The organism is Rhizobium sp. TRM96647 (genome assembly GCF_025780115.1).
GTDB lineage: Bacteria > Pseudomonadota > Alphaproteobacteria > Rhizobiales > Rhizobiaceae > Mycoplana.
Window position 1 is genome coordinate 206,690 of sequence record NZ_JAOXHF010000011.1, and the last position, 20,726, is coordinate 227,415.

Annotated in this window: 28 protein-coding genes; 24 read left to right on the forward strand and 4 right to left on the reverse strand. The window is 62.1% G+C overall.

Features of this window, described 5'->3' with window-relative positions; all coding sequences use genetic code 11:
• Positions 1-11: 11 nt before the first annotated feature.
• The gene (locus OCK02_RS19325; RefSeq protein ID WP_263814444.1) at positions 12-1,028 is read left to right on the forward strand and encodes a hypothetical protein; all 1,017 of its coding nucleotides are present in this window, start codon (positions 12-14) and stop codon (positions 1,026-1,028) included.
• On the forward strand, positions 1,028-1,909 hold the full coding sequence (locus OCK02_RS19330; protein WP_263814445.1) for a transcription termination/antitermination NusG family protein: 882 nt from the start codon (positions 1,028-1,030) through the stop codon (positions 1,907-1,909). The genes OCK02_RS19325 and OCK02_RS19330 overlap by 1 nt, the downstream gene beginning before the upstream one ends.
• 299 nt (positions 1,910-2,208) lie before the next feature.
• On the opposite strand, the gene OCK02_RS19335 is transcribed toward OCK02_RS19330, so the two are convergent.
• Positions 2,209-2,460 (reverse strand): hypothetical protein, encoded by a 252-nt coding sequence (locus OCK02_RS19335; protein WP_263814446.1) that lies wholly within the window; start codon positions 2,458-2,460, stop codon positions 2,209-2,211.
• Positions 2,461-2,468: 8 nt separating this feature from the next.
• Positions 2,469-2,651 (reverse strand): hypothetical protein, encoded by a 183-nt coding sequence (locus OCK02_RS19340; RefSeq protein ID WP_263814447.1) that lies wholly within the window; start codon positions 2,649-2,651, stop codon positions 2,469-2,471.
• Positions 2,652-3,111: 460 nt separating this feature from the next.
• Between OCK02_RS19340 and OCK02_RS19345 the strand changes: the two genes are divergently transcribed.
• Positions 3,112-3,606, forward strand: coding sequence for a ferritin-like domain-containing protein (locus tag OCK02_RS19345; protein ID WP_263814448.1), 495 nt, complete (start codon positions 3,112-3,114; stop codon positions 3,604-3,606).
• Positions 3,607-4,208: 602 nt separating this feature from the next.
• On the opposite strand, the gene OCK02_RS19350 is transcribed toward OCK02_RS19345, so the two are convergent.
• Positions 4,209-4,424 (reverse strand): hypothetical protein, encoded by a 216-nt coding sequence (locus OCK02_RS19350; protein ID WP_263814449.1) that lies wholly within the window; start codon positions 4,422-4,424, stop codon positions 4,209-4,211.
• 104 nt (positions 4,425-4,528) lie between these two features.
• Between OCK02_RS19350 and OCK02_RS19355 the strand changes: the two genes are divergently transcribed.
• The 17 genes from OCK02_RS19355 (at position 4,529) to OCK02_RS19435 (ending at position 18,618) form a co-directional block, all read left to right on the forward strand.
• On the forward strand, positions 4,529-4,855 hold the full coding sequence (locus OCK02_RS19355; RefSeq protein ID WP_263814450.1) for a hypothetical protein: 327 nt from the start codon (positions 4,529-4,531) through the stop codon (positions 4,853-4,855).
• A 134-nt stretch (positions 4,856-4,989) separates the two neighbouring features.
• Positions 4,990-5,421, forward strand: coding sequence for a P27 family phage terminase small subunit (locus OCK02_RS19360; protein ID WP_263814451.1), 432 nt, complete (start codon positions 4,990-4,992; stop codon positions 5,419-5,421).
• Complete coding sequence (locus tag OCK02_RS19365; RefSeq protein WP_263814452.1) at positions 5,396-7,207, forward strand: terminase large subunit; 1,812 nt, start codon at positions 5,396-5,398, stop codon at positions 7,205-7,207. Before OCK02_RS19360 ends, OCK02_RS19365 begins: the two co-directional genes overlap by 26 nt.
• Positions 7,204-8,457 carry a phage portal protein gene (locus tag OCK02_RS19370; RefSeq protein WP_263814453.1) on the forward strand — a complete coding sequence of 418 codons (1,254 nt, stop codon included), beginning with the start codon at positions 7,204-7,206 and terminating at the stop codon, positions 8,455-8,457. Before OCK02_RS19365 ends, OCK02_RS19370 begins: the two co-directional genes overlap by 4 nt.
• The gene (locus OCK02_RS19375) at positions 8,444-9,046 is read left to right on the forward strand and encodes an HK97 family phage prohead protease (RefSeq protein WP_263814454.1); all 603 of its coding nucleotides are present in this window, start codon (positions 8,444-8,446) and stop codon (positions 9,044-9,046) included. The genes OCK02_RS19370 and OCK02_RS19375 overlap by 14 nt, the downstream gene beginning before the upstream one ends.
• A 50-nt stretch (positions 9,047-9,096) precedes the next feature.
• On the forward strand, positions 9,097-10,374 hold the full coding sequence (locus OCK02_RS19380; protein ID WP_263814455.1) for a phage major capsid protein: 1,278 nt from the start codon (positions 9,097-9,099) through the stop codon (positions 10,372-10,374).
• Between the two features lie 59 nt (positions 10,375-10,433).
• Positions 10,434-10,616, forward strand: coding sequence for a hypothetical protein (locus tag OCK02_RS19385; RefSeq protein ID WP_263814456.1), 183 nt, complete (start codon positions 10,434-10,436; stop codon positions 10,614-10,616).
• The gene (locus OCK02_RS19390) at positions 10,616-11,281 is read left to right on the forward strand and encodes a hypothetical protein (RefSeq protein WP_263814457.1); all 666 of its coding nucleotides are present in this window, start codon (positions 10,616-10,618) and stop codon (positions 11,279-11,281) included. The genes OCK02_RS19385 and OCK02_RS19390 overlap by 1 nt, the downstream gene beginning before the upstream one ends.
• Positions 11,281-11,685 carry a hypothetical protein gene (locus OCK02_RS19395; protein WP_263814458.1) on the forward strand — a complete coding sequence of 135 codons (405 nt, stop codon included), beginning with the start codon at positions 11,281-11,283 and terminating at the stop codon, positions 11,683-11,685. Before OCK02_RS19390 ends, OCK02_RS19395 begins: the two co-directional genes overlap by 1 nt.
• A gap of 35 nt (positions 11,686-11,720) precedes the next feature.
• A complete protein-coding gene (locus OCK02_RS19400) occupies positions 11,721-12,398 on the forward strand; it encodes a hypothetical protein (RefSeq protein ID WP_263814459.1) in 678 nt (225 codons plus the stop codon).
• Between the two features lie 3 nt (positions 12,399-12,401).
• Positions 12,402-12,830: a hypothetical protein gene (locus tag OCK02_RS19405; protein WP_263814460.1), complete on the forward strand. Its 429-nt coding sequence runs from the start codon at positions 12,402-12,404 to the stop codon at positions 12,828-12,830.
• 29 nt (positions 12,831-12,859) lie between these two features.
• Positions 12,860-13,792, forward strand: coding sequence for a phage tail tube protein (locus OCK02_RS19410; protein WP_263814461.1), 933 nt, complete (start codon positions 12,860-12,862; stop codon positions 13,790-13,792).
• The gene (locus tag OCK02_RS19415) at positions 13,789-13,983 is read left to right on the forward strand and encodes a hypothetical protein (protein WP_263814462.1); all 195 of its coding nucleotides are present in this window, start codon (positions 13,789-13,791) and stop codon (positions 13,981-13,983) included. The genes OCK02_RS19410 and OCK02_RS19415 overlap by 4 nt, the downstream gene beginning before the upstream one ends.
• Positions 13,983-14,402 carry a hypothetical protein gene (locus tag OCK02_RS19420; RefSeq protein ID WP_263814463.1) on the forward strand — a complete coding sequence of 140 codons (420 nt, stop codon included), beginning with the start codon at positions 13,983-13,985 and terminating at the stop codon, positions 14,400-14,402. The genes OCK02_RS19415 and OCK02_RS19420 overlap by 1 nt, the downstream gene beginning before the upstream one ends.
• Before the next feature lie 71 nt (positions 14,403-14,473).
• A complete protein-coding gene (locus OCK02_RS19425) occupies positions 14,474-14,764 on the forward strand; it encodes a hypothetical protein (RefSeq protein WP_263814464.1) in 291 nt (96 codons plus the stop codon).
• 38 nt (positions 14,765-14,802) lie between these two features.
• Positions 14,803-17,961, forward strand: a complete 3,159-nt coding sequence (locus OCK02_RS19430) for a phage tail length tape measure family protein (protein ID WP_263814465.1) — start codon at positions 14,803-14,805, stop codon at positions 17,959-17,961.
• Positions 17,962-17,964: 3 nt separating this feature from the next.
• Complete coding sequence (locus OCK02_RS19435; protein ID WP_263814466.1) at positions 17,965-18,618, forward strand: hypothetical protein; 654 nt, start codon at positions 17,965-17,967, stop codon at positions 18,616-18,618.
• A 143-nt stretch (positions 18,619-18,761) separates the two neighbouring features.
• On the opposite strand, the gene OCK02_RS19440 is transcribed toward OCK02_RS19435, so the two are convergent.
• Complete coding sequence (locus OCK02_RS19440) at positions 18,762-19,082, reverse strand: hypothetical protein (protein WP_263814467.1); 321 nt, start codon at positions 19,080-19,082, stop codon at positions 18,762-18,764.
• 75 nt (positions 19,083-19,157) lie between these two features.
• On the opposite strand from OCK02_RS19440, the gene OCK02_RS19445 reads away from it, so the two are divergent.
• The 4 genes from OCK02_RS19445 to OCK02_RS19460 are packed head-to-tail and all read left to right on the forward strand — an operon-like array spanning position 19,158 to position 20,678.
• A complete protein-coding gene (locus OCK02_RS19445; RefSeq protein ID WP_263814468.1) occupies positions 19,158-19,793 on the forward strand; it encodes a hypothetical protein in 636 nt (211 codons plus the stop codon).
• A 10-nt stretch (positions 19,794-19,803) separates the two neighbouring features.
• A complete protein-coding gene (locus OCK02_RS19450; protein ID WP_263814469.1) occupies positions 19,804-20,214 on the forward strand; it encodes a DUF6950 family protein in 411 nt (136 codons plus the stop codon).
• Between the two features lie 31 nt (positions 20,215-20,245).
• Entirely contained in the window at positions 20,246-20,461 is a 216-nt protein-coding gene (locus OCK02_RS19455; protein WP_263814470.1) for a hypothetical protein, read from the forward strand.
• Positions 20,462-20,489: 28 nt separating this feature from the next.
• Positions 20,490-20,678, forward strand: a complete 189-nt coding sequence (locus OCK02_RS19460; protein ID WP_263814471.1) for a hypothetical protein — start codon at positions 20,490-20,492, stop codon at positions 20,676-20,678.
• Positions 20,679-20,726 lie beyond the last annotated feature (48 nt).

Consider the following 20,726-nt stretch of genomic DNA (forward strand, 5'->3'; position numbering starts at 1 on the left):
CGAGGGTTTAGGTGATGGAGCAATTCGCTCTCAGAAATTTCCCCGTATTTGCGTCCAGGCCGAGCGCTGAATACATCAGCCGTTGGCGTCAACACATAGAAAAGACAGGCTTCCCGGAGACCTTCAAGAACGTCTCCACCAATCAGCCGCCCCGCAATGCTCAGGTCCAGCTCTTGTCCGAGGAGATCAAGGTGCCTCTCGGCAAACGAGGTGGCGAGCGCGTGTCCTGTCCTTTGTGTTCTCCCACCGCACCGAAGTTCGGGACCGGCAGGATGGCCTACTTCCCCGAAAGCATGGACGTCCGGTTTATCGGGCACGAATGCGCGAAGCACTATCTCGGCGAAAACTACCGGGCCGCGGAGCGCGTCTTCGCGATCGAAACGAAATGCCTCGAATACCAGGCCATGTGGGTACGAACCGCGGACAAGCTCAACGCCTTGGAGGCATTCATCAAAGGTCTGTTGACCCCCGCAAAGGCGCTTCAGTTCACGCGCGAATACCTGGATCTGCGGGCCAAGGGCTTTGCCGAGTTCCTGTTTAAGGACCGGATGCACAACACCGGACAGCTGGCGTTCGGACAAGGACACAGGGCCGCAAGTAAGGATCTTCATGGCCTCGTGTTCCTGACGCCAGATTTCGACCCCGCTCGCCAACTGGAGAAGGCTCTGGACGCATGCCGAGACCTACGAAGGCCTCTGCCGGCGTGGGTAGTCGAGGACAGCGAATGCGAGGCATCGAAGGAAATCATCCGCCGCGGCCGGGGCGCAGAGAAAGCATTGAAGCAACTCCGGTCGATCCGTGACCGGGTCGTCGACGCGCAGAAGTTCCTCGCCCCACGAAACCTCCGCACGCTTGAGCGCTGGGTCGCCGGTGGACAGTCTCCTTTTGCGGACATGATTTTCAGATGGCAGGGAACGAAAGTGATGCTGAGCTGCACGAGCTACAAGGATAGATACTACTGCGAATTGTTGGTCCACCCTGACTACGATGCTGCCGTGCCGACGTTCACAAAAGGACTGGAAATTTGATGCTCGCGCCCAACGAGACAGTGACCGTGAAGAAATCGGCCGCCGGATACGCGATCGTCACTCAGGACCGCATGGCCGGGTGGCGCCTTGTGCCGGACAGCTTCACAGAAGACCGATCCTATGCCTTGGTTCGTGCCGCCGGCATCGATCGCGCACGCGTCCTTCCGGCCGTCCAGGAAGAACAGGAGCTCTGCGCTCCCGGCCGGCGTCCTTCTGCTCGTCGTGTCGTCCTCGTCGACTGGGCCTTCCTTGAGACCGCCCGCGCCACTGGCGAGAAGTGGTATGCGGTGCGAACGAAGCCGGGCGCGCAGGCAATGGCGCGGCAACTGCCCGACCCTCTCCCTCATCGGCGAGGCGAGACCATCATCGAGCGCAATCTGCGTGAGGCCGGCATCGACGTATATATGCCTGCCTTCTGGCGTGAGCAGCGGGCTCACCGCAGCCGGAAGCTTCGCGAAAGGCGCTTCCCGCTTCTGGTTGGCTACGTCTTCATCAGGCGAGATCCTTCGCGCGGCTTCGCGGCCGTGCGAGATGTTGACGGTGTCCTCGACGTCGTGACCAACGGTCGGGCGCCGGCCGACCTGAACGAGGAGGACATTCAGTTCCTGATGATGGAGATGTTCCACCGGCACCAGGACTACCGCCTTCACCGGCAGCACAAGATCGAAACGGCGCGCTTCAAGAGGCGGCAGAACCTGCACGGCGAGCTCGGCCGCCTCCTGCCTCGTGGCCGGAGCAGAACTGTATCCTTGCGGTCCCATGCCGACGCCTGCATTGAGATGCTTCCGGATCGGGTACGCGAAAGAGTTCTGGGAATAATGTCCGCTCTGGACGCGATCGAGGACGACAAAGTCCTTGATGAATATCGCGAAGCGGTATAAATTCCTACGCGGGATGACAGAATTCCTTTGCGCTCCCCATGCCTCGCGCTGGGCTGCTGCCGGTCCCAAATGCTGAACAATGGCATTCGGCGCGAAGGAAGAGGTGTGCCTATAGGCGAACGGTTTGAGCCTGCTCTTGCATCGCTACGAGTAATCGAACCCCGGCGCGCCCGGGCACGCCGTACATAAGCACGGGCAGCATGCTGGCGTGGGGTACCTCGCCAACACGGCGGTTTGATCCGCGAACAGAGTGTGGGCTTTCACCACAGCCTGCTCCTGCCCCCAAAACCGCATCCCGGTTAGGACACTCGGCCGCGGCTTTGATCTGAAGGCAGGAATTGCGGCGGCAGTCCTTGGATCGCGTAGCGGTGCAAGCGTGACGGTGAGACCGAAGGAGCTCGGTTCATCGCCATCGCGATATCGTTGGCCTTGAGCTCTGTGAGATCGCAGACGGGCAGAAGTGACTGGGTTGCGGGCATGCCCGACCGGAGGTCGAATACGCTCCATGTTCCGTTGGACTCCTGTCGAGACTCATAATGGGTCTTGGTCATCGGGGCCCTCATTCGGCAGGAACCTGGACAACCGTCGTCAGGAAGCGCCTAAGAACTTTGTTCGACCGGAAAAACAGCGGCCCTTCCAAAGGTCGCAGGTTGGCCGTGAGATAAGAGGCGTGTTTGAGCATTCGTTGAAGAATTCGAAGGTCGCTTGCCGCGAACTCGACATGCTGCACGTTGGAAGACATGAAGTCCTCCTTTCGCGTGGGGGGCTAGGGTGTGAGGGCCCTTAAGCAGCAGCGCCCTGGGAATTGGCTGCTGAAGACCGAACAGTGCGCGCAAGTGAGTTGATTAGCAAGAAAACAATTGCGTCTCAATGAAGGCCGCATTTTTGCGAGCCGGACTTGTTTCGAGCACAATGGTCCTCTATATGACCACTATCGGTACCGCTAAGAGCGCTGGATGCATCTGCCGCTCGCGAATGCCGCAATCGCAGTCTGACTTTGACCACGGATGTACTGGCACTGGAGGAATAGCGATTGGTAAGGAAGGTCGGTGCGTCTACGCCCCGGCCTTTTTTGTTTCCTGCAACCCATGGTCCGAGGGCCAACCCGCCCTGTCTCACCCAATTGGGTTAAGCCTCGTCATTGGAACGATTCGGGTTCAAATGGGTTTCTCGATCGCATTTCATTGTGAAGGAGGAACCCTATGAAATCGCTGGCTGAGATTTTCGAGCACACCCTGCAAGACGTTTACTATGCGGAAAATGCGATCACTAAGGCGCTGCCGAAGGTCGCGAAGGCCGCCAAAAATGCGGAACTGAAGAAGGCCGCAGAAGAGCATCTCGCGGAAACGAAGGATCAAATAAAGAAGCTGGATCAGGTCTTCAAGTCAATCGGCAAGAAGGCATCGGGCGAGAAGTGCGATGCGATTGAAGGGCTGATCAAGGAAGCCGATGGGCTCATGCAGGAAGCCGAAGGAACCGCGCTTGATGCCGGTCTTCTCGCAGCATGCCAGGCCGTCGAACACTACGAGATCGCACGGTATGGTTCGCTCCGTGAATGGGCGAAGGATCTCGGCCACGAAGAGGCACATACGCTCCTGAGCGAGATCCTCGACCAGGAGAAGGCGACAAACAACAAGCTCACCAACCTCGCAGTGACGTCAATCAACAAGGTGTCGCCTGCGACGAAGGCAGCTTAATGATGCCAGGGGAAGCCGCTGCGCCCCGCTATAGAGAACGATCGGCATGCACGATCGCCAGCGGCCAAGCCGGGAGGGTAGCCCGGCAGCAGTTCACAGTTCTGGAGCAGCGCGTCGGGTAGAAGCGGAAGCTGGGAAGCCAGTGACCGGCGCGTAATGCCCAGCCTCCCGGCATAGGTTGCTGATGGGAATTTCTCATCGGCGGGGCGCGCGGCCCTTCGGTTCGTCCGGTTCCCGCGAAGTCGTCGGATGCATACGGCGCAACCATTCAGGACGGCGGACAGTTGTTCGTGAAGACCGGGGGGATGTGCCCAGTCGTCCCGTCCTGATCAGTTACCCAGCGCCGGGTTAACCCCGGCTAGTCATAGGTTCGCTTCCGGTCAACCGGGCCTATGATGAATCGACAGACCGGCAGGCAAGGTGCTCCAACAGGAGGCCACAAGCCTGATAGCGAGGCGCGGAACGGGTCAACATACCGGTCTACGGCGCGGAGTGGGGAAGCCCCAGCCTCGAAGTTTGCACCCCGCCACCCAAGGGTAGCGCCTGAGCCCGCCCTGTTCTATCCGTAGTATTGACGGCAGCGGGCGGAGAATGACTTTCTTCTATTTGCTACTCAATTCACGAAGCCTATCAACAACCCGCGCATGTTCCTCAAACAGCGGGTCCAAAACGCCCAACCATGTAGCTGCGTCCGCTCGCGCTTGCGCCATGCCGCCGCCTGCTTGTCGAAACGAAGGTACGTAGGATGCGACCTCGCGGTTGATCTCGTTGAGGCGAGCCGCCAATGCGTCGAACTCCCGCTCTTCATCTTCGGTCATGCTGCCGTGCTCCTTTGAAAAACAATCAAAGCTTGCATTAGGAAATCAAACATGTCGAGAGGCGGCAAGAGGATCGGTGCTGGCCGGTCTTGAGGATCCATTTCGTGGCACGTAACACCTACTACCGCTCCACCCACTGGAGAGCGCTGAAGAAAGCGACACACGAGCGGGACGGATGGCGCTGCATCGTACCTGGCTGCCAGACACCGACACACCGTCTCACCTGCGACCACATCAAGCGTCGCCCGAACGTCGATCACCCGACCGCCTATGACGTGCTGGGCAACACCCGGACGCTCTGCGGCTACCACGACGCCCTCGTGAAGGAGACGGCCGCAGGGAAGCGCAGGCAGGACGGCAGACTGATAGTGAAGGGTGCCCGATCGGACGGGACGCCGCTCGACCCGAACCACCCATGGCACCGGACCTGATGCGGACCCCGTGAAACACATCGCGTGAAACATCGGGGAGGGGGAGGGTCGCCTTCAAGGGCGGCTAGGGGGCCCGACCATCCGGGGCCATCGTTTGCAGTGGCAAGAAATTTGGAAAGGGGGAGTTTCGCCCCATGAGCATTCTGACCGCTATCGATGGTGGGGCAGGGACGCCCCCAGAGCCGGATTGGTCCCTGACATTCTCGGATGCTGCCGAGGTTATCCGCGCCCATGAGGAATGGACAGCGATTGTCACGGAACTCAAGGAGGCCGAGGCGCTGACCGTTGCCAATGGCCATGCGATCAAAAGGCTTGTTGTGTTCCGCATCATCTACGATCGCACGGCAGATACTGTCGCCGAACAGGGGGCCGTCGTTCCAGCAAGGAAGACAAAGGTGCCGTCGCATTCCGCTTATTGGACGGTCCTCCGGCAGAGCGCTGAGATCATCGCGACTGCGGAGGGAGAACTGGGGCTTACACCGACGCGGCGCGGCAAGCTGGTGCCCGTCAAACGGAAGAAGGCCAAGCCGAGGGCAGCAGATGCCTACACCAGCCGCGCCGGCTGATCCGACGACCGCCTGGGCACGCGATGTCGTGGAAGGGCGGATTGTTGCTGGCGAGTTTGCGGTACGCGCTTGCCGGCGCCACCTCGACGATCTGGAGAACGGCCACAAGCGCGGCCTGGTGTGGCGTCCGGAGAAGGCAGCCCATGCGCTTGGCTTCTTCCCGGCGATGCTGACCGTGACGGCCGGCGCCAAGGCTGGCGAGCCGTTCAACCTGCCGAGCTACACCACGTTCGTCGTCGGATCGCTGTTCGGATGGTTCCGGAAGGAAAGCAGCCGGCTCCGGTTCCGCACCGCTTGGGTCGAGGCGGGGAAGGGCCAGATCAAATCGCCGGTAGCTGCTGCCATCGGCCTTTACACGCTGGCCTATCGCGGCATCCCGCGCGCCGAATGCTACGCGATCGCGAAGGACCGGAACCAGGCGAACGTCCTATTCGGTGATGCCGTCGCGATGGCAAACGCCGAGATGCCAGACGCGGCATATGAAGGTGAATCGCTCGTTGGCCGCGGCGACGTCCTGCCGCGCGGCACTGGCGACATGACATGGATGCTGGAGCATCCGGCCAGCGGGTCCAAGTTTCGGGCGCTTGCAGGTGACGAGAAGGTGAACGGCCCGCGGCCATCGTTTGTCGCGGCGGACGAGATCCATGAATGGAAGTCGGACGGCCCGTTGAAGACCTGGCGCTCTGCAGGCGCGAAGATGCCGGGCGACTTCCTGCTCTGGATGAGCACGAACACGCCGGCCGCCGACCAGGTCATCGCCACCGAATGGAGCGAGACGCATCAGCGCATCTTGCGCGGCGAGGCGGATGACGATTCAGCATTCGCATTCATCGCCAGGGTGGATGCGAAGGACAAACCGTTCGAGGACGAAAGCTGCTGGCCGAAGTCCATGCCGTGCCTCGGCATCACGTTTCCGATCGAGAACGTCCGGATTGAGGTCAACTCCTCTCGGCATTCTGTGGGGACGCGGCTGCAGACGGAAAGGCTCTACTTCGGCGTGCCGGTCGGCTCGTCGGAATACTGGATCGATCTGGATGCTTGGGAAGGGGTTCAGCAGAAAGTCGACATGAGGCAGGCGAAGCACCGGACGGTGTTCCTGTCGCTCGATCTGTCAAAGAAGAACGACCTTACCGCGCTTGGCATCGGCTTCCGGGACGATGACGAGGTGCTTCATGCCAGCATCCGATACTGGAAGCCCGAATACAAGCTCGCCGAGCGGGCCAAAGAGGATCACGCCCAATATGTCGAGTGGGCAGCGGCAAAGCTGATCAATGCCGTCCCCGGCCGTTCGATCGAGTACGATTTCGTGGCGGCCGAGGTGCAGAAACTGGTCAATGACTTCGACGTCGAGGTCATGGTCGTGGACCCCGCATTCCTGACTGATTTCCGCCAGGCGTGCGACCGTATCGGCCTCGAAACCTGGGTGTGGTCGCCTGAAGAGGAGTACGGCTCCGGTCTCAAGATCATGATCCATGGCCAAGGCCGGATGGGCATGCAGTCGAAAAAGGCACTCTGGATGCCGCGCAGCCTCCAGCAGCTCGAAGACATGATCCTGACGAAGCAGATCGCGATCGACGAAAGCCCGGTGACAAAATGGTGTTCCGGCAACGCGGCCATTCAGGCGGACCCGCAGAACAACCGCTTCTTCGTCAAGAAGGCGCAGCGCGGCAGAATTGACGGCCTTGTGGTGCTGGCGATGCTCGCCGGCGCCAGCGAGGTCGTGGAGACGTATCAGGCGCCTGTGTCGCCCTGGGATGATCCTAACTTCTCACTGGTGGCACGATGAAACTCCTAGGCTTCAACATCAGCAGGGAAACCCGCTCTGCGAACTCGCCGGAAAACCCGTCCGTTCCGGTGAGTGACAGCAACTTCCTCGCGTTCTTCGGTCTCCAGTCGGTCAATCTTCCGAGCGTCACGATCGAATCCGCCTTGACGGTGCCGGCCGTGCTGGCTGCGGTTACCTTCCTATCGCGCACCATGGCGGCGATCCCCCGCCACGCCTATCGGCGGACGAAGGACGGTGCCGAGCGGATGAGCGGCCGGACGGCCATGGTTCTCCACGAGAACCCGAACCCGTTGATGGACAAGTTCAAGTTTGACCAGTGGTTCTGGCAGCAGGTGTTTACCGGCGGCCGCGGGCTGGCCTGGATCGAGCGGAACGGCAACCAGATCGAAGCACTCTGGCCGATGAACCCGCGAAAGACGACGATCCGGCGCTCCGGTTTCTCGCTGGTCTACAAGTACGAGAACAAGGAATACCCGGCCGAGGACGTGATCGACGTCCCGTTCATGCTGAAAGAGGACCAGATTTCGCACCGCGGCCCGATCGCCATGGCAACGAAGGCGATCCAGCTTGCCATCGCCATGAACGACTATGGCAGCACCTTCTTTGCAGGCGGCGGCGTCCCGCCGTTGGCACTCACCGGGGCCGGCGCCACTGGTAAGAACGTGCAGCGTGCACTTGCCGACGTCCACGACGCCATCCAGGAGGCCAAGAAGAGCAGCAAACCGATCTTCCCGGTTCCGCCGGGGCACGAGTTGAATGCGGTCGGGATCGACCCGGAAAAAGGCCAGATGACGGACGCGCGCCGGTTTCAGGTCGAGGAAATCGCCCGCAGCTGGCAGTTGCCGCCAGTGTTCCTGCAGGATCTTACCCGGGCGACACTGAACAATGCCGAGCAGCAGGATTTGCATCTCGTCAAGCATCTGATCGGCCAATGGGTGTCGGCCTACGAGGGCGAAATGAACCTGAAGCTGTTCGGGCGGTTCAGTGGCCGCCAGTACGTGGAACACAATCTGGACGGCCTGATGCGCGGGGACTTCAAGAGCCGGATCGAGGGCATCGCACGCGGCATCCAGACTGGACAGCTTACGCCGAACGAGGCGCGTGCGCTGGAGAACCGTCCGAAGCACAAGAACCCGTCCGCGGACGAGCTTCTGGTGCAGGGCGCAACGGTCGTGCTCGGCCAGCAGCCGGCGGGCCCTGCCAAATCAGCCGACGACATCGACGGAGACAAGAACGATGACAATGCCTGAGACCGAAGTCCGGTCGCTCGTCTCACCGGTCGAGCATCGCGCCGATGGTGAAAAGACGACAGCTACCGGCTACGCCGTGATCTTCGGTGAGGTCGCCGACATTGCGGGATACTTCGACGAGGTCATCGCACGCGGTGCCTTCACGAACTCGCTGAAAACTGCCGATGTGCGCGCCTATTTCAACCACGACCGGGGGCGCGTCCTCGGCCGAGTGTCGGCGGGTACGCTGCGGGTGAAGGAAGATGCCAAGGGCCTCGCCGTTGAGATCGACCTTCCGGACACCTCTGACGGCCGCGACGTCCGCACGCTGATCGAGCGCGGCGACGTCTCGGGAATGTCGTTCCGGTTCAATGTTGTCAGGGAGATGTGGGACGAATCCGGCGAAAAGCCCCTTCGCACCCTGCTCGAAGTCGAAATCGGCGAGGTCAGCATCGTTTCCGAGCCCGCCTATGAAGGCACGAGCGTAGCGATGCGCTCCCTGGATGCGGCGCGCAAGGAAAAGCGCCAGCAGAATTTCAACGCCGCCGCCCATCGCGTCGGCATGAAAGTTTCCCTCGACCTGCAGACGCGGGCGAGGAGTAAAGCCTAGGCCTCGCGCCGAAGCCCAATCCCACAACACATCGTTGAAAGGATGAACCGATGAGCAATCGGATCAAGGAACTGCGCGAGAAACAGGCGACCATCGTCACCGAAGCTCGCGAACGTCTCGACCAGATCAATGCGGCGACCGATGAGGCGCGCGCGAAGGAACTGGAAACGGCGCATGACGCGGCCATGGCCGAACACGACCGCCTCGAAAAGCAGATCGAGCGCGAGGAAAACCTTGCCCGCCTCGAAAAGCGCTCGGAGGAGGAGCGGGCGAAAAAGCGTCCCGTCTCCACCAATGACGGTGAGGGCCGTGGCCAGGACGAGGGCGACAAGCTGGAATACCGGCATGTCTTCCACAAGTTCCTTGCCTGCGGCGCCGATCCCATGGAACTCACCAGCGAGGAACGCGCCGTTCTGAAGGCCGGTGTCGTCGCCAAGGAGGAGTTCCGCACGCAGGTCACGACCAGCGGCGGCCCCGGCGGCTATACCGTGCCGGTGGAACTCGCCGACCAGATCATCAAGACGATGAAGGACTGGGGCCCGATGTACGACGAGGACATCTGCACCGTCCTCAACACGGCATCCGGCAACCAGATCAACCTTCCGACCGTCGATGACACCGCCGTCACCGCGGAAAAGCACACGGAAGGCACTGCGCTGACCGACGACGGCGGCAAGGATGCGACCTTCGCGCAGAAGCGCCTCGATGCCTACGTGTACGACACCGAGTTCGTGAAGTTCTCGATGGAGCTGGCACATGATTCCGTCTTCAACATGGAAAGCCTGATCGGCTCGCTCCTCGGCGAACGTCTCGCCCGCATCGCCAACAAGGAACTGACGGTCGGCGACGGCACCGGTGATCCGAACGGCGTTGCGACGGCGTCCTCGCTCGGCCGAACTGCAGCCGCAACGGGTGCGATCACTGCCGACGAGATCATCGATCTGCTGCACTCGGTCAATTCGGCATACCGCCGTTCACCGAAGGCTCGGTTCATGTTCGCCGATACCACGCTCGCCGCCATCCGCAAGCTGAAGGACGGCCAGGGCAACTACCTCTGGCAGATGGGTGACGTGAAGACGTCGCAGCCGGGCACGCTGCTTGGCTACGCCTACAGCATCAACGACGACATGGACGCGCTGGCAGCGGCCAAGAAGGTCATGCTGTTCGGCGACTTCTCCAAGTACTTCGTCCGCAAGGTCGGGTCTCCGGTCATCGGCGTTCTTCGCGAACGCTTCTGGCCGGATCTCGGCATTGCCGGCCTGATCCGGTTCGACGGTGAGCTCGGTGATACCGCCGCCATCAAGCACCTCATCACGGCCGCCACGTAAGCGGCGAAACAGAAGCGGGCGGCTTTCGGGCCGCTCGCCTATCTCCCATGGAGGCGATCATGAAAATCAGGATGCTTGTCGGCCTGGCCGGCATCAACTTCGCGCTTTCTCCGAACGAGGAGACCGATCGCTTCGACAGCAAGGAGGCGTCGCGTCTTGTCGAGGCAGGCTATGCCGTTCCCGTCAACGAAAAGCCGACTGAGCGCGCCGTGAAGCCGCGTGCGAACGAGAAACGCGGCTGATGGCTACCTCCTTCCTCCAGATCAGCACGCCGGCAGAGGATCTGTTGCTTGCGCCGATCGAGGCCCTTCGCTCCGCCGCCGGCCTCGCCGCCAATGACACGAGCCGGGACGCGGAGCTGACGGAGCTTGGCAAACGCGTGTCTGCCGAGATCGTCGAGGCCTGCCGGATTTCGGTCGGGGAAACGGAGGAGGAAGAGGGCGCCGAACCGACATTGCGACGCGAGACGGTCAAGGAGACGTTCTGCGGCTACGGTCGCGACGTTCTCGTCCTCGCGCGCCGCCACAACGTGAAAATCCTCACCATCACGGAAGACGGTAGGCCGGTCACGCTGGATGCGCGGGCACTGCGTTCCGAGCCCGGCCTTCTCTATCGGTGGGTCGATGGGCATCAGTCGTTCTGGAGCGCGCGCGAAATTGTCGTCGAGTACGAGGCCGGCTTTGAAACGGTGCCGTTCAGCCTGGCCGGCGTGGCCGTGGACCTCGTCCGCCTCCGGCTCTCGCAAGCCTCGATCGATCCTCTTGTGAAGTCGACGAGGGTCGAGATCGTCGATGTCGAGACCGTCCAAACAGACCGGTGGGTCGGCTCCACGCCGGGCGCTGATACTGCTGGCCTGCCGCCCGAATTCATGGCCCGTCTGGGTCGCTTCTTCAATCCGGTGGCCTGATGCTTCAGCTTTCCGACACTCCGGCCGGCTCCATTGCCCGCCTGGACGCTGCGCTCTCGCGTCGCGGCGAGGACATCGTGATCAGCCGCATGGTGAAGCGCAGCGCGGCGAGCGTCAAGGTTGAGGTAGCGTGTCGGGCACTTGTGCGAGCCGTCTCCGCCGATCAGATAGCAGGGACCATCACGCAAAACGACCTCAGCGTCACGCTGTCGCCAACAGAGATCGCCGCCGCTGGCTGGCCGGGGCAGGACGACAACATTGTGTCTGGCAGCGTTGTTGATCCGCGGGTACCGAGAACCACTGACAAGGTCGTCATTCAAGGGCGGCATCGCCAGGTGAAAGTCTCCAAGCCGATCCTGATGGCGAACGTCTGGGTTCGAACCGATATGATCGTGGCCGGCTGATGGCTGGGTTCGATGCTTTCGACCGGGAGCTGCGGATGGCGACCGAGGGACTGGAACCGGAGGCCATCCGCGTCGCGCTCGCCGCGTTTGCCAAACGCAGCGTCTCCGAGATCATCGCCTCGGGAAGGGCGAGCCCTCGCTTTGAGCGGTACGTGAACAGCCGGCGCGGCCTGCCTGAGGAGGCGGTGCAGCTTCCCGGACCGATCGTCTACGAGTTTTCGCTATGGGAGCCGATCATCACCTTTGCGCTCGAGGAACTGCGTAAGCGGTCACCCGTCAAGAGTGGCCGGTTCCGGAATTCCTTCATCGTCATCGTCCGGGGCGCCATCGTCACCAATTTCGACGGCATCGGGGCTGAGGACGAAGTGATTATCACGAACTTCCAGCCGTACATCCGCAAGGCAGAAGGCGGCGTCCTCAGCACGAAACGCTTTGCCATCTTCGACGGCACGAAGCGGGCGTTGGCAAGAGCTTTCGGCAACGAGGGGCGCAATTCATCGGCGTTCAGCTTCGAGACGCGCTGGCTGGAAATGGGGTCGGGCCTTCATCCGGCCATGCCGTACATCCTGAAGGGAAGCGGGGCAGGCGTCGCCGCGAAGACGAGCAACCGATCCAGCGCCTTCCGGGCCGGCCGCACCACGCTCGCCCCGCGCAGGGACAGGCAAGCCGACATGCCGATCACCTATCCCGCCGTCGTCATCAATCAGGTCTGACACATGGCAAGCCCCGCAACGTTCGACGCCTTCGAGAACCGTTTGAAGACGGCTTGGGCGGCAACCGCGCTCGTCTTCGAAAACGAGTTCGCGCAACACCTGCTCGATGCCGGCGCGCCGTTCGTCTTCGTCGAGATCTACGGAGACAGCTACGCGCAGGAGACATTCGGAGCACCGCAGGCGAACCAGTTCCTCGAAGAGGGCGTGACCTACCTGCATGTCATGACCAAATCGGGCGAAGGCAGCCGCCAGGCACGCGTCTGGGCGAATGACCTCCTCAACCTATTTCGCGAGCAGCCGATCGGCTCGCTGTTCATGCCGGAAATGTCGATCGGAGCGGGTGAGCCCGGCCAGGACTTCCCCGGCTACTTCTCCATCGCAGCGACCATCCGCTGGTATCGCCGCGACATCACCAGCCTTCCCACGCCGTAACGCGGCACTCTCAACCACAGGAGCTTACCATGACCGTAGCTGACGGCTCACAGGTCCGCCTTGCCGACGTGACGGAAGCCGTCATCGGCACCACGCCGGCCACTCCCACGTTCCAGACCATGCGCTATGTGTCGTCGGACATCCGCATTTCCAAGCAGACGGACATTCCCGACGAGATCCGCGCCGACCGCAACGTCGCCTCGATCGTCGACGTCGGCCGGATGGTTCAGGGCACCATCAACACGCTGCTGTCCTACGGAACCTACGACACATGGTTCGAACGGCTGCTCTGCGCCAACTGGGCGACCAACGTCCTGAAGAACGGCGTTCTGCACCAGGCGGGCACGCTGGAAAAGATGTTCGAGCAGGGCGCGACGGACACGTTCATTCGCTACGTCGGCTGCCGCTGGAACACGCTGGACCTTCGCCTTTCTTCGAGGCAGTCGATCGGCGCGAACTGGGGCATCATGGGCCTCCGCTCGCCCGCTCCGACGAGCGCGATCTTGTCTGGGGCCACGTATACGGCTGCGACCGATACGCCGGTCATGAATGCTGGCCTCAACGTCTCCGCCATGTCCTTCACCGGGATCGCCAATGCGCCGAAGGTGCAGGCGATGAACGTCAGCATCCGCAACAACATCTATGCGAACGACGTCATCGGCTCCTACGAGCCCTATTCGCACGGCCTCGGTCGCTTCGAGGTGACGGGTTCGCTGACGACGCTGTTCGAGAACATGGACACCTACAAGGCCATTCTCGATCATGACGACGTGGCACTTTCCACGACGCTCACCGACGAACTGGGCAATTCCTACGCCATCGCCTTGCCGAAGGTGAAGCTTCTCGACGGCGGGCCGACCGTGGGCGGCAACGGGCGGGCTGTGCTGCTCGAAGTGCCATTCCAGGCGCGCTACGACGGCACATCGGGCGCCTCCATCACGATCACGCGGACGCCGGCATGACCAGAAAGCGTGAACTTCCGTCCTCGACGCCTGCCGAAACCTTTGTTCCGGCGGTTTCCTTCACCGGCTACCCGGATGGGAAAACGCCGGTCCAGTTCATCGCCGGGGTGGAAAGCGCCCCGGTCCCGGCCGGCTTCGCGCAGCTGATGCGTGAGAAGGGCCTCGTCTCCATCCCCAAAGGTAATCTCTGATGGTCGTAAAGCTTTCCTCTCTCAAGGCAGATCTGAAGCGCGAAGAAAAAGGCGACTGGATCGAGTTTCCGGACTGGCCCGGCGTGGAATTCAATGTCTCGTCGCTCCACCTGCCGGCCTACCAGACCGCCCGTGATATCCTCTTCAAGCGTCTGTCGCGGCAGCACAAGAAGACGGCGATCCCGTCTGCGGTCATGACGACGGAACTGGGCAAACTCTACGCCAAGCACATCCTGCACGGCTGGCGCGGTCTGGACGTCGCCTATTCGATGGACATGGCGCTGGAGATCATGACCGACCCCGAATACCGCAACGTGGTCGCCGCCGTCGAATACTGCGCCGGCAGGGTCTCCGAGACGGATATCGAGTTCGTCGAGGACGAAGTGGGAAACTCCGCAAAGCCTTCCGCAGTCGCATAAAGCGGGCGGGGGCGGTCGCCTTCTTTGAATGGCTCGACGAACTGGCCGCAGCCTTTCCCGACGAGGAATGGTTGCAGCCGGAGGGAGACGACGAGGAGTTCGAGCCGGAGCTTTGGCACGAACTCTATTTCCGCGCCTTCGACGCGCTTCAATACGACCGCTTCTATGGGGCATTCGGGGGCGAGGGGCCGATCAGCTACCTCGCCCTCAGCCAGTATGCGCGCGATCACCAAATCCACGGTGACGATCTTCGCCACTTCCACCTGTTCATGAACGCCGTCGACGGCGAATGGCTGAAGCTCCAGAAGGAGAAGACCGATGCCGACGAACGCCAGAAAAGGCAAGATGAGGCGAAGCGGTAATGGTCACTGAGGTTCGCAGTCTTCGCGTCGTCGCCGGCATGGACGAAAGCGGCTATACCGCCGGCGCCGCCCGCAAGGTCGCGGCAGACAAGGCCATGGCCGCGTCTGGCAAAGAGGTCGTCTTCCAGTTCACGGAAACCGACCAGAAGGTCAGCCAGACCGGCAACGTGCTTGCGCGGCTGTCGCGGCAGTATGTCGACGGCTTCGCCTCCGCGCAGCGTTTCAATGCCGCCATCAACCAGCTGACGCGCGGCGTCGAGCTCGGCAAGATCGAGATGACGCAGGCGACCGTCATCCTCGACGGCATCTATAAACGATACGGGCTGATGGCTGATGCTGCGCAGATCGCGCAGCGCGGCCAACTGGATCTTGCCCGCGCTGTCGAGCAGGCCAATACCCGGTTGGCGGCGCAGCAGAAGATCACGCCTGCGAACCAGAATGGTGCCCTCGGCCAGCGACCGGCAAACATGAACGCTGGGAGCTTCCAGACCGCCAACATCGCCGCGCAGTTTCAGGACATTGGCGTCACCGCGGCAATGGGCATGGCGCCGCTGCAAATCGCCCTGCAGCAGGGCACGCAGCTGTCGATGGTATTCGAGCAGATGAAGGCGAGCGGGCAGAGCGCTGGCTCGGCTCTGGCTACCGCCTTTGCCTCGGTCATAAGTCCGCTCTCACTCATCACGATTGGTCTTGTGGCGGGCAGCGCCGCGCTGATCCAGTATTTCATGACCGCGGAGAGCGCCAGCGAGAAGGCGAACAAGCTTCTAAAGGAGCAGAACGACATCATCCGCAACGCTGCCAAGCTCTGGGGTGACGCAACGCCTGCGCTCAAGGCCTATGTGGATGAACTTGATCGCGCCGACAAGCTGAACCAGGGCCGCGAGGCCGGCGGGGTGCTCGCCACCAAGATCCTGGAGGAGATGTCTCCGAAACTGGACGCACTGCGCGACAAGGCCGTCTCGGCCTTCTCCGCGCTGCGGGCGCGACCGGGCTCAGACGACACCGTGCGTGCGCTGGGCTATGCCTGGGACGATCTGAGGGAGCGCGTCGCCGCCGGCACAGCGACGGTTACCGACTTCGACAGGGCCAGGAACACGCTCGACGATGCCATCGCCAAGTTCGGACTTCAGGCGCTCAAGGACTTCAGCGCCGGCGTCGACGATGTCACGTCTGCGTTCTATCGAAGCTTTGAGGCAGCCCAGAAGGCGCGCGACGAGTGGATCGCTGCGACTGCTGGTGGCTCCACCGTTCAGGACATCCTTGCGGGCTCGACCTTCTCCGAGGACGGGCGCACCTACCAAAGCGATGCCTTCCGTCCTCGTGGCTCCACGCCGGTCCCGGAGCGCCGGCCGCTCTACGAACTCGACCGCGATCCCGATCCTGCAACGATCACGAACTCGGACGGCGTCACGGTCGGCGTGCCTGTTCCGGAGCGCAAGCCGTCTCCGCTTGCCGGCGATCCGGACAGGAAGGCCGAGAGCGAGGCACAGCGCGCCGCGAACGCCTATCGCGATCTGATCAAGACCGCCAACGACCGCGTGGCGCAGATGCGGCTTGAGGCCGACGTCTCGGGACAGGCAGGCATTGCGGCGCAGGCGCTGCGGTTTGAACTCGATCTCTTGCAGAAGGCGCAGGACAAGGGCCGCGAGGTCACGGCGCAGCAGCGCGAAGAGATCAAGGGGCTTGCCGAGGACTACCGCATTGCCGCCGAGGCTGCCGCGAAGGCAAAGCTGCAGCAGGATCTGATGTTCGAGCGCGAACAGATGTTCCGGTCGAGTGCCGACCAGGCCATCGCAGTCAGGTTGCGCGGTGCTGGTCTTCCGGTCGATCTCCAGTCGCAGGAAGCGCAAATGATGCGCGAGAACGCGCGCATCCAGGAGACGAAGGACGCCGTCAACTCGTTCTTCTCCGACTTCAAGAGCGCGCTGGAGAGCAACGGCGGTGATATCGGCGAGGCGCTTGGCGATGCCCTGAAAAACGCCCTCATCAATCAGTTGAACAATTGGGCGGACAAGGCATTCGAGGCTGTCGGCAACGCCATCACCAACGCGCTGTTCGGCAGTGGCTCTGCCGGTAGTGGTGGCGGCAGTGGTGTCACAGGTTCGCTCGTGGGCTCGATCTTCGGATCGCGCGGTTCGGCGGCCGGCGCAACGCGCATGTTCAACCCGGCAAACTCGAACGTCTCCGGTGCGGGCTCCGCCGTCGATCTGGCTGGCACGCTGCTGGGTTCGACCGAGTCCACGAACGCGTCACAGATCAACAGCTTCCTGAAGCAGGGCGGCGTCGATATCGATGCCGCGCGCACTGCCTGGTGTGCGGCTTTCGTCAACTCGTCGCTGCAGCAGATCGGGGTCGACGGCAGTGGTTCGCTGGTTGCCAACTCATTCCAGAACTGGGGCAGTCAGATCGATCCGAGCCAAGTGCTGCGTGGCGACGTGCTCCTCAAGGCAAACGGCCTTTCTGCCTCGCAGCCCGGCGGTCATGTCGGCTTTGCGACCGGCGCGACGCGAATGTCCAACGGACAGTCCCAGCTCGAGATGCTGTCCGGGAACTACAGCGGCGGCGTGGGTAAAGGGTGGTTCAACGCCGTGGATCTGCAGGTGCGCCGCGCAACCGAAGCCTCGGACGCGCTGGCAAGTCTTACGGCGACCTCCACCGGGGCGACGCAGGGGCTCGGCCAGTTCGGATCTGGTCTCGGTGCGCTGGGAAGCAATCTCGCCAGCCTCTTCCCGGCGGCTCCGGGCGGGGGCGTCAGCGGCGGCGGATTTGGCACATGGCTTGGAAATCTCGCGGGCAACCTGACCAACGGCGCAGGAACGCAGTGGGCGGCGGCCGTTTCCGGAAGCCTGCTGCCCGGTCTGTTTGCCGACGGAACGCAATCGGCACCTGGTGGCCTGGCGATCGTCGGCGAGCGTGGCCGCGAGCTCGTCAATCTGCCGCGTGGGTCGCAGGTGGTCCCCAACCACAAGACCGAACACCTGCTCTCGTCCGCGGCGAACAGCAACGGCGGCGGCTCGGTCAAGGTCGACGTGGAGGTCTTCATGAAAAAGGATGGCACGCTGGATGCGCATGTCAGGAAAATCTCTCGAGAGGAAAGCACCAGCACCGTCCAGCAGGGGCTTGGCGAGTACCGCCGGAATGGCGTGCAGGATGACATCAAGCGGTACAACGACGATCCGTATGCGCGGGGAGCATAAGCTATGGCCTTAAGCCACCCCCTTAATGCGTCCGAGTTCGCCAACAAGCTCCGCATCCAGACCGTTCGCTGGTGGCTGCAGGAGTATCAGGAAAGCTCGATGACTGGCGGCGGCGATTTCCTCGTTGCCGATCTCGCGCCGCGCCTGTGGCGTGCCGATGTCACGCTTATCCGCATGAGCCATGATGACGCGGCTGAGGTGCAGGCGCTTATCGAGAGCCTTGATGGCTCAATTAACGCCTTCAACCTCTACGACCCGCGCAATCGCTACCCCCGCGCCGACCCGAACGGAACTATGATCGCAGGCTCCACGCCGATCATTTCGTCGCTGAGCAGCAACAACAAGGTGTTGGAGATCTCGGACCTTCCGGCCGGCTACAAGCTCTCGGGCGGAGACATGTTCTTCTTCCCATACGGTTCCGGCACGCAACGGCTCGCGCTCCATCGAATTGTCTCGCCGGTCACCGCGAACGGCGCGGGTGTCGCAAGCGGGGTCGAGGTCCGGCCCCACTTCAGGCCGGGCGTCGCCACGGGGATCGCCCTCGACTTCACAAGCCCGGTCGCGCGGATGAGGATTGTTCCCGGCTCCTTCGAGCCCGGAACGGCCCGCCGAAACATCACCGAAGGCATGTCCTTTCAGGCACAGCAGGTGATCTGAATGAAAGCGACATTCTGTCCAGAAAAGGAGTTTCTATGAAGCCGAAATTCACTTGGATCGTTTGCCGGAACGGGGCCGTGGGGTTCTGGGCTGATCAGCATATAATTGAAGCAAGGAGTCGAAATTGACCCCGAACGCATACTTCAAGGCTTTGGCCGCCGATTTACCTGTACCGTCGCTCCGGTTTCTCTCTGCAGCTGATCAGAGTGCGCATCAATCCGATCCGCGATGTGGTGGTAAACCAACTCCGAACCTTCGATGTGTTTATTCCGGATCGCCAGGTCCCGTGTGTGTCCAGAAAGGTCGCCGAGGATCAACAGCGCTTCGCCTGGTGATAGCTTTTTCAGATTGACCAGTCGGAATACCAGCCGACAGGTCAAATCGGCCGATGCAATCGAGATGGCCGAGATCTGCTCCACCAACTGTTTCTGCGCATCGCTTATGCCCGCTTCCTCGTCACTCATCATCCCCTCCGTTGTTTGGCGGGGCATCAAAGCAAATCCGCAACCGGGAGTCGATTCCCGCCAACAGGGCTGACAATGGTCAAATCAGTCGATTCCAACACCAGCAACTATCTCAACGCCGGCAAGGGCGTCATCCCCCGCAACTTCGTATGGATCAAGGCCAGGAACCGGGACACCGGGGCCGCGGAGTACGTCGGGTTCTGGAACGGCCTGGACAGTGTCGACGTGTCCGTGATCGACGGCGTTTCCGGCCTGCCGGTGACCCGGACCTATCATGCCGCCGGATCCCTGCTGGCTGTTGGCACGATCACCCGGACGCCGGAACTGGAAGTGCGCACGGTGCGGGTCGGTCTCAGCCAGATCAGCGAAGCGGTGCAACTGGCCGTTCGCGGCTACGACGTTCGCCATGCGCCGATCGAGATCCATGAGGGATATCTCGATCTGGAGACCCGCAAGCTGGTCGGCGATGCGATCGTCGACTTTGTCGGCTGGGTGAATGGCGCCCCGATCAACACGCCGGCCATCAATCAGAATGGCGGTATACAGCTCGATTGCGTGTCGCACAGCCGCATGCTGACCCGGACGAACCCGGCAAAGAAGTCCCACGAGACGCAGAAGCGCCGGTCGGCGGACAAGTTCCGGCAATACAACACCGTCGCCGGCCAGTGGCAATACTGGTGGGGCGAGCGCGAAGGCGAGTCGATGGGGTGAGGCGATGGCGATGACCCGCAAAGACGATTGGTATTCCTGCCTGTCCGCCTATATCGACGGCGCTTTCCGCCGCCCCTTTGCCTATGGCGAGTTCGACTGCTCGCTGTTCGCTGCCGGCGCGGTCGAGGCGATGACCGGGGTCAACCTCTATGCCGACGTCCTCGGCCGCTACCGCACGCGGCGCGGCGGGATGCTGCAGCTGAAGAAGCTCGGGTTCGACAATCAGGTCGACTACGTCGCCTCGCTGTTCACCGAAGTCCATCCCTCCATGGCGCAGGTGGGCGATATCGCCGTCATCGACGCCGACGACGGCCAGGGGCTCGGCATCGTCCAGGGTTCCCGCATCTACGTCACCCAGCCGGGCGCCCTCGGCCTCGGGCTGGTCGATCTTCTCCGGGCCACCCGCGCCTTCCGCGTGTAGCGCCGGTCTCTCCACCTCGAAAGGAACGAGCATGTCTCAGACGATCATCAGCAGCCTCAAGTCTCAGAACGCATTCCTGCAAGCCGAAGCCGAACGCTTCGCGACTGCTGTCGACCATCTCTCGCAGCAGCTCGCAGCAGCGCTCAACCGCCTCAATCCGCACGATCCCGAATTCGTGGCCGCGATGATGGGCAACGAGCCCGGCGAGGTGCCGGCCGTGCTCGTCGATGGCGACACCGCCGAGTGACAATCTCAACAACGAAAGGACCACTGACATGGCAAACAAGACCTATGAAATCCGCAAGGACGGCGCACTTCTCTTTACCGTCCAGGGCGCCCGCTGCGTCGTCGATGGCATGGGCGTCCGCGTCTACGACGACGAGGGCGATGTGGTCTTCAACGGTGATCACTCCCACTCTGCCGTGAAGGAACCGGTTCGTCCTGCCGAGCCGGCCACCGAATAAGCCTCTCTCGACATTCCTCCGTCGCCGCCGGCTATCGGCGTAACGCTC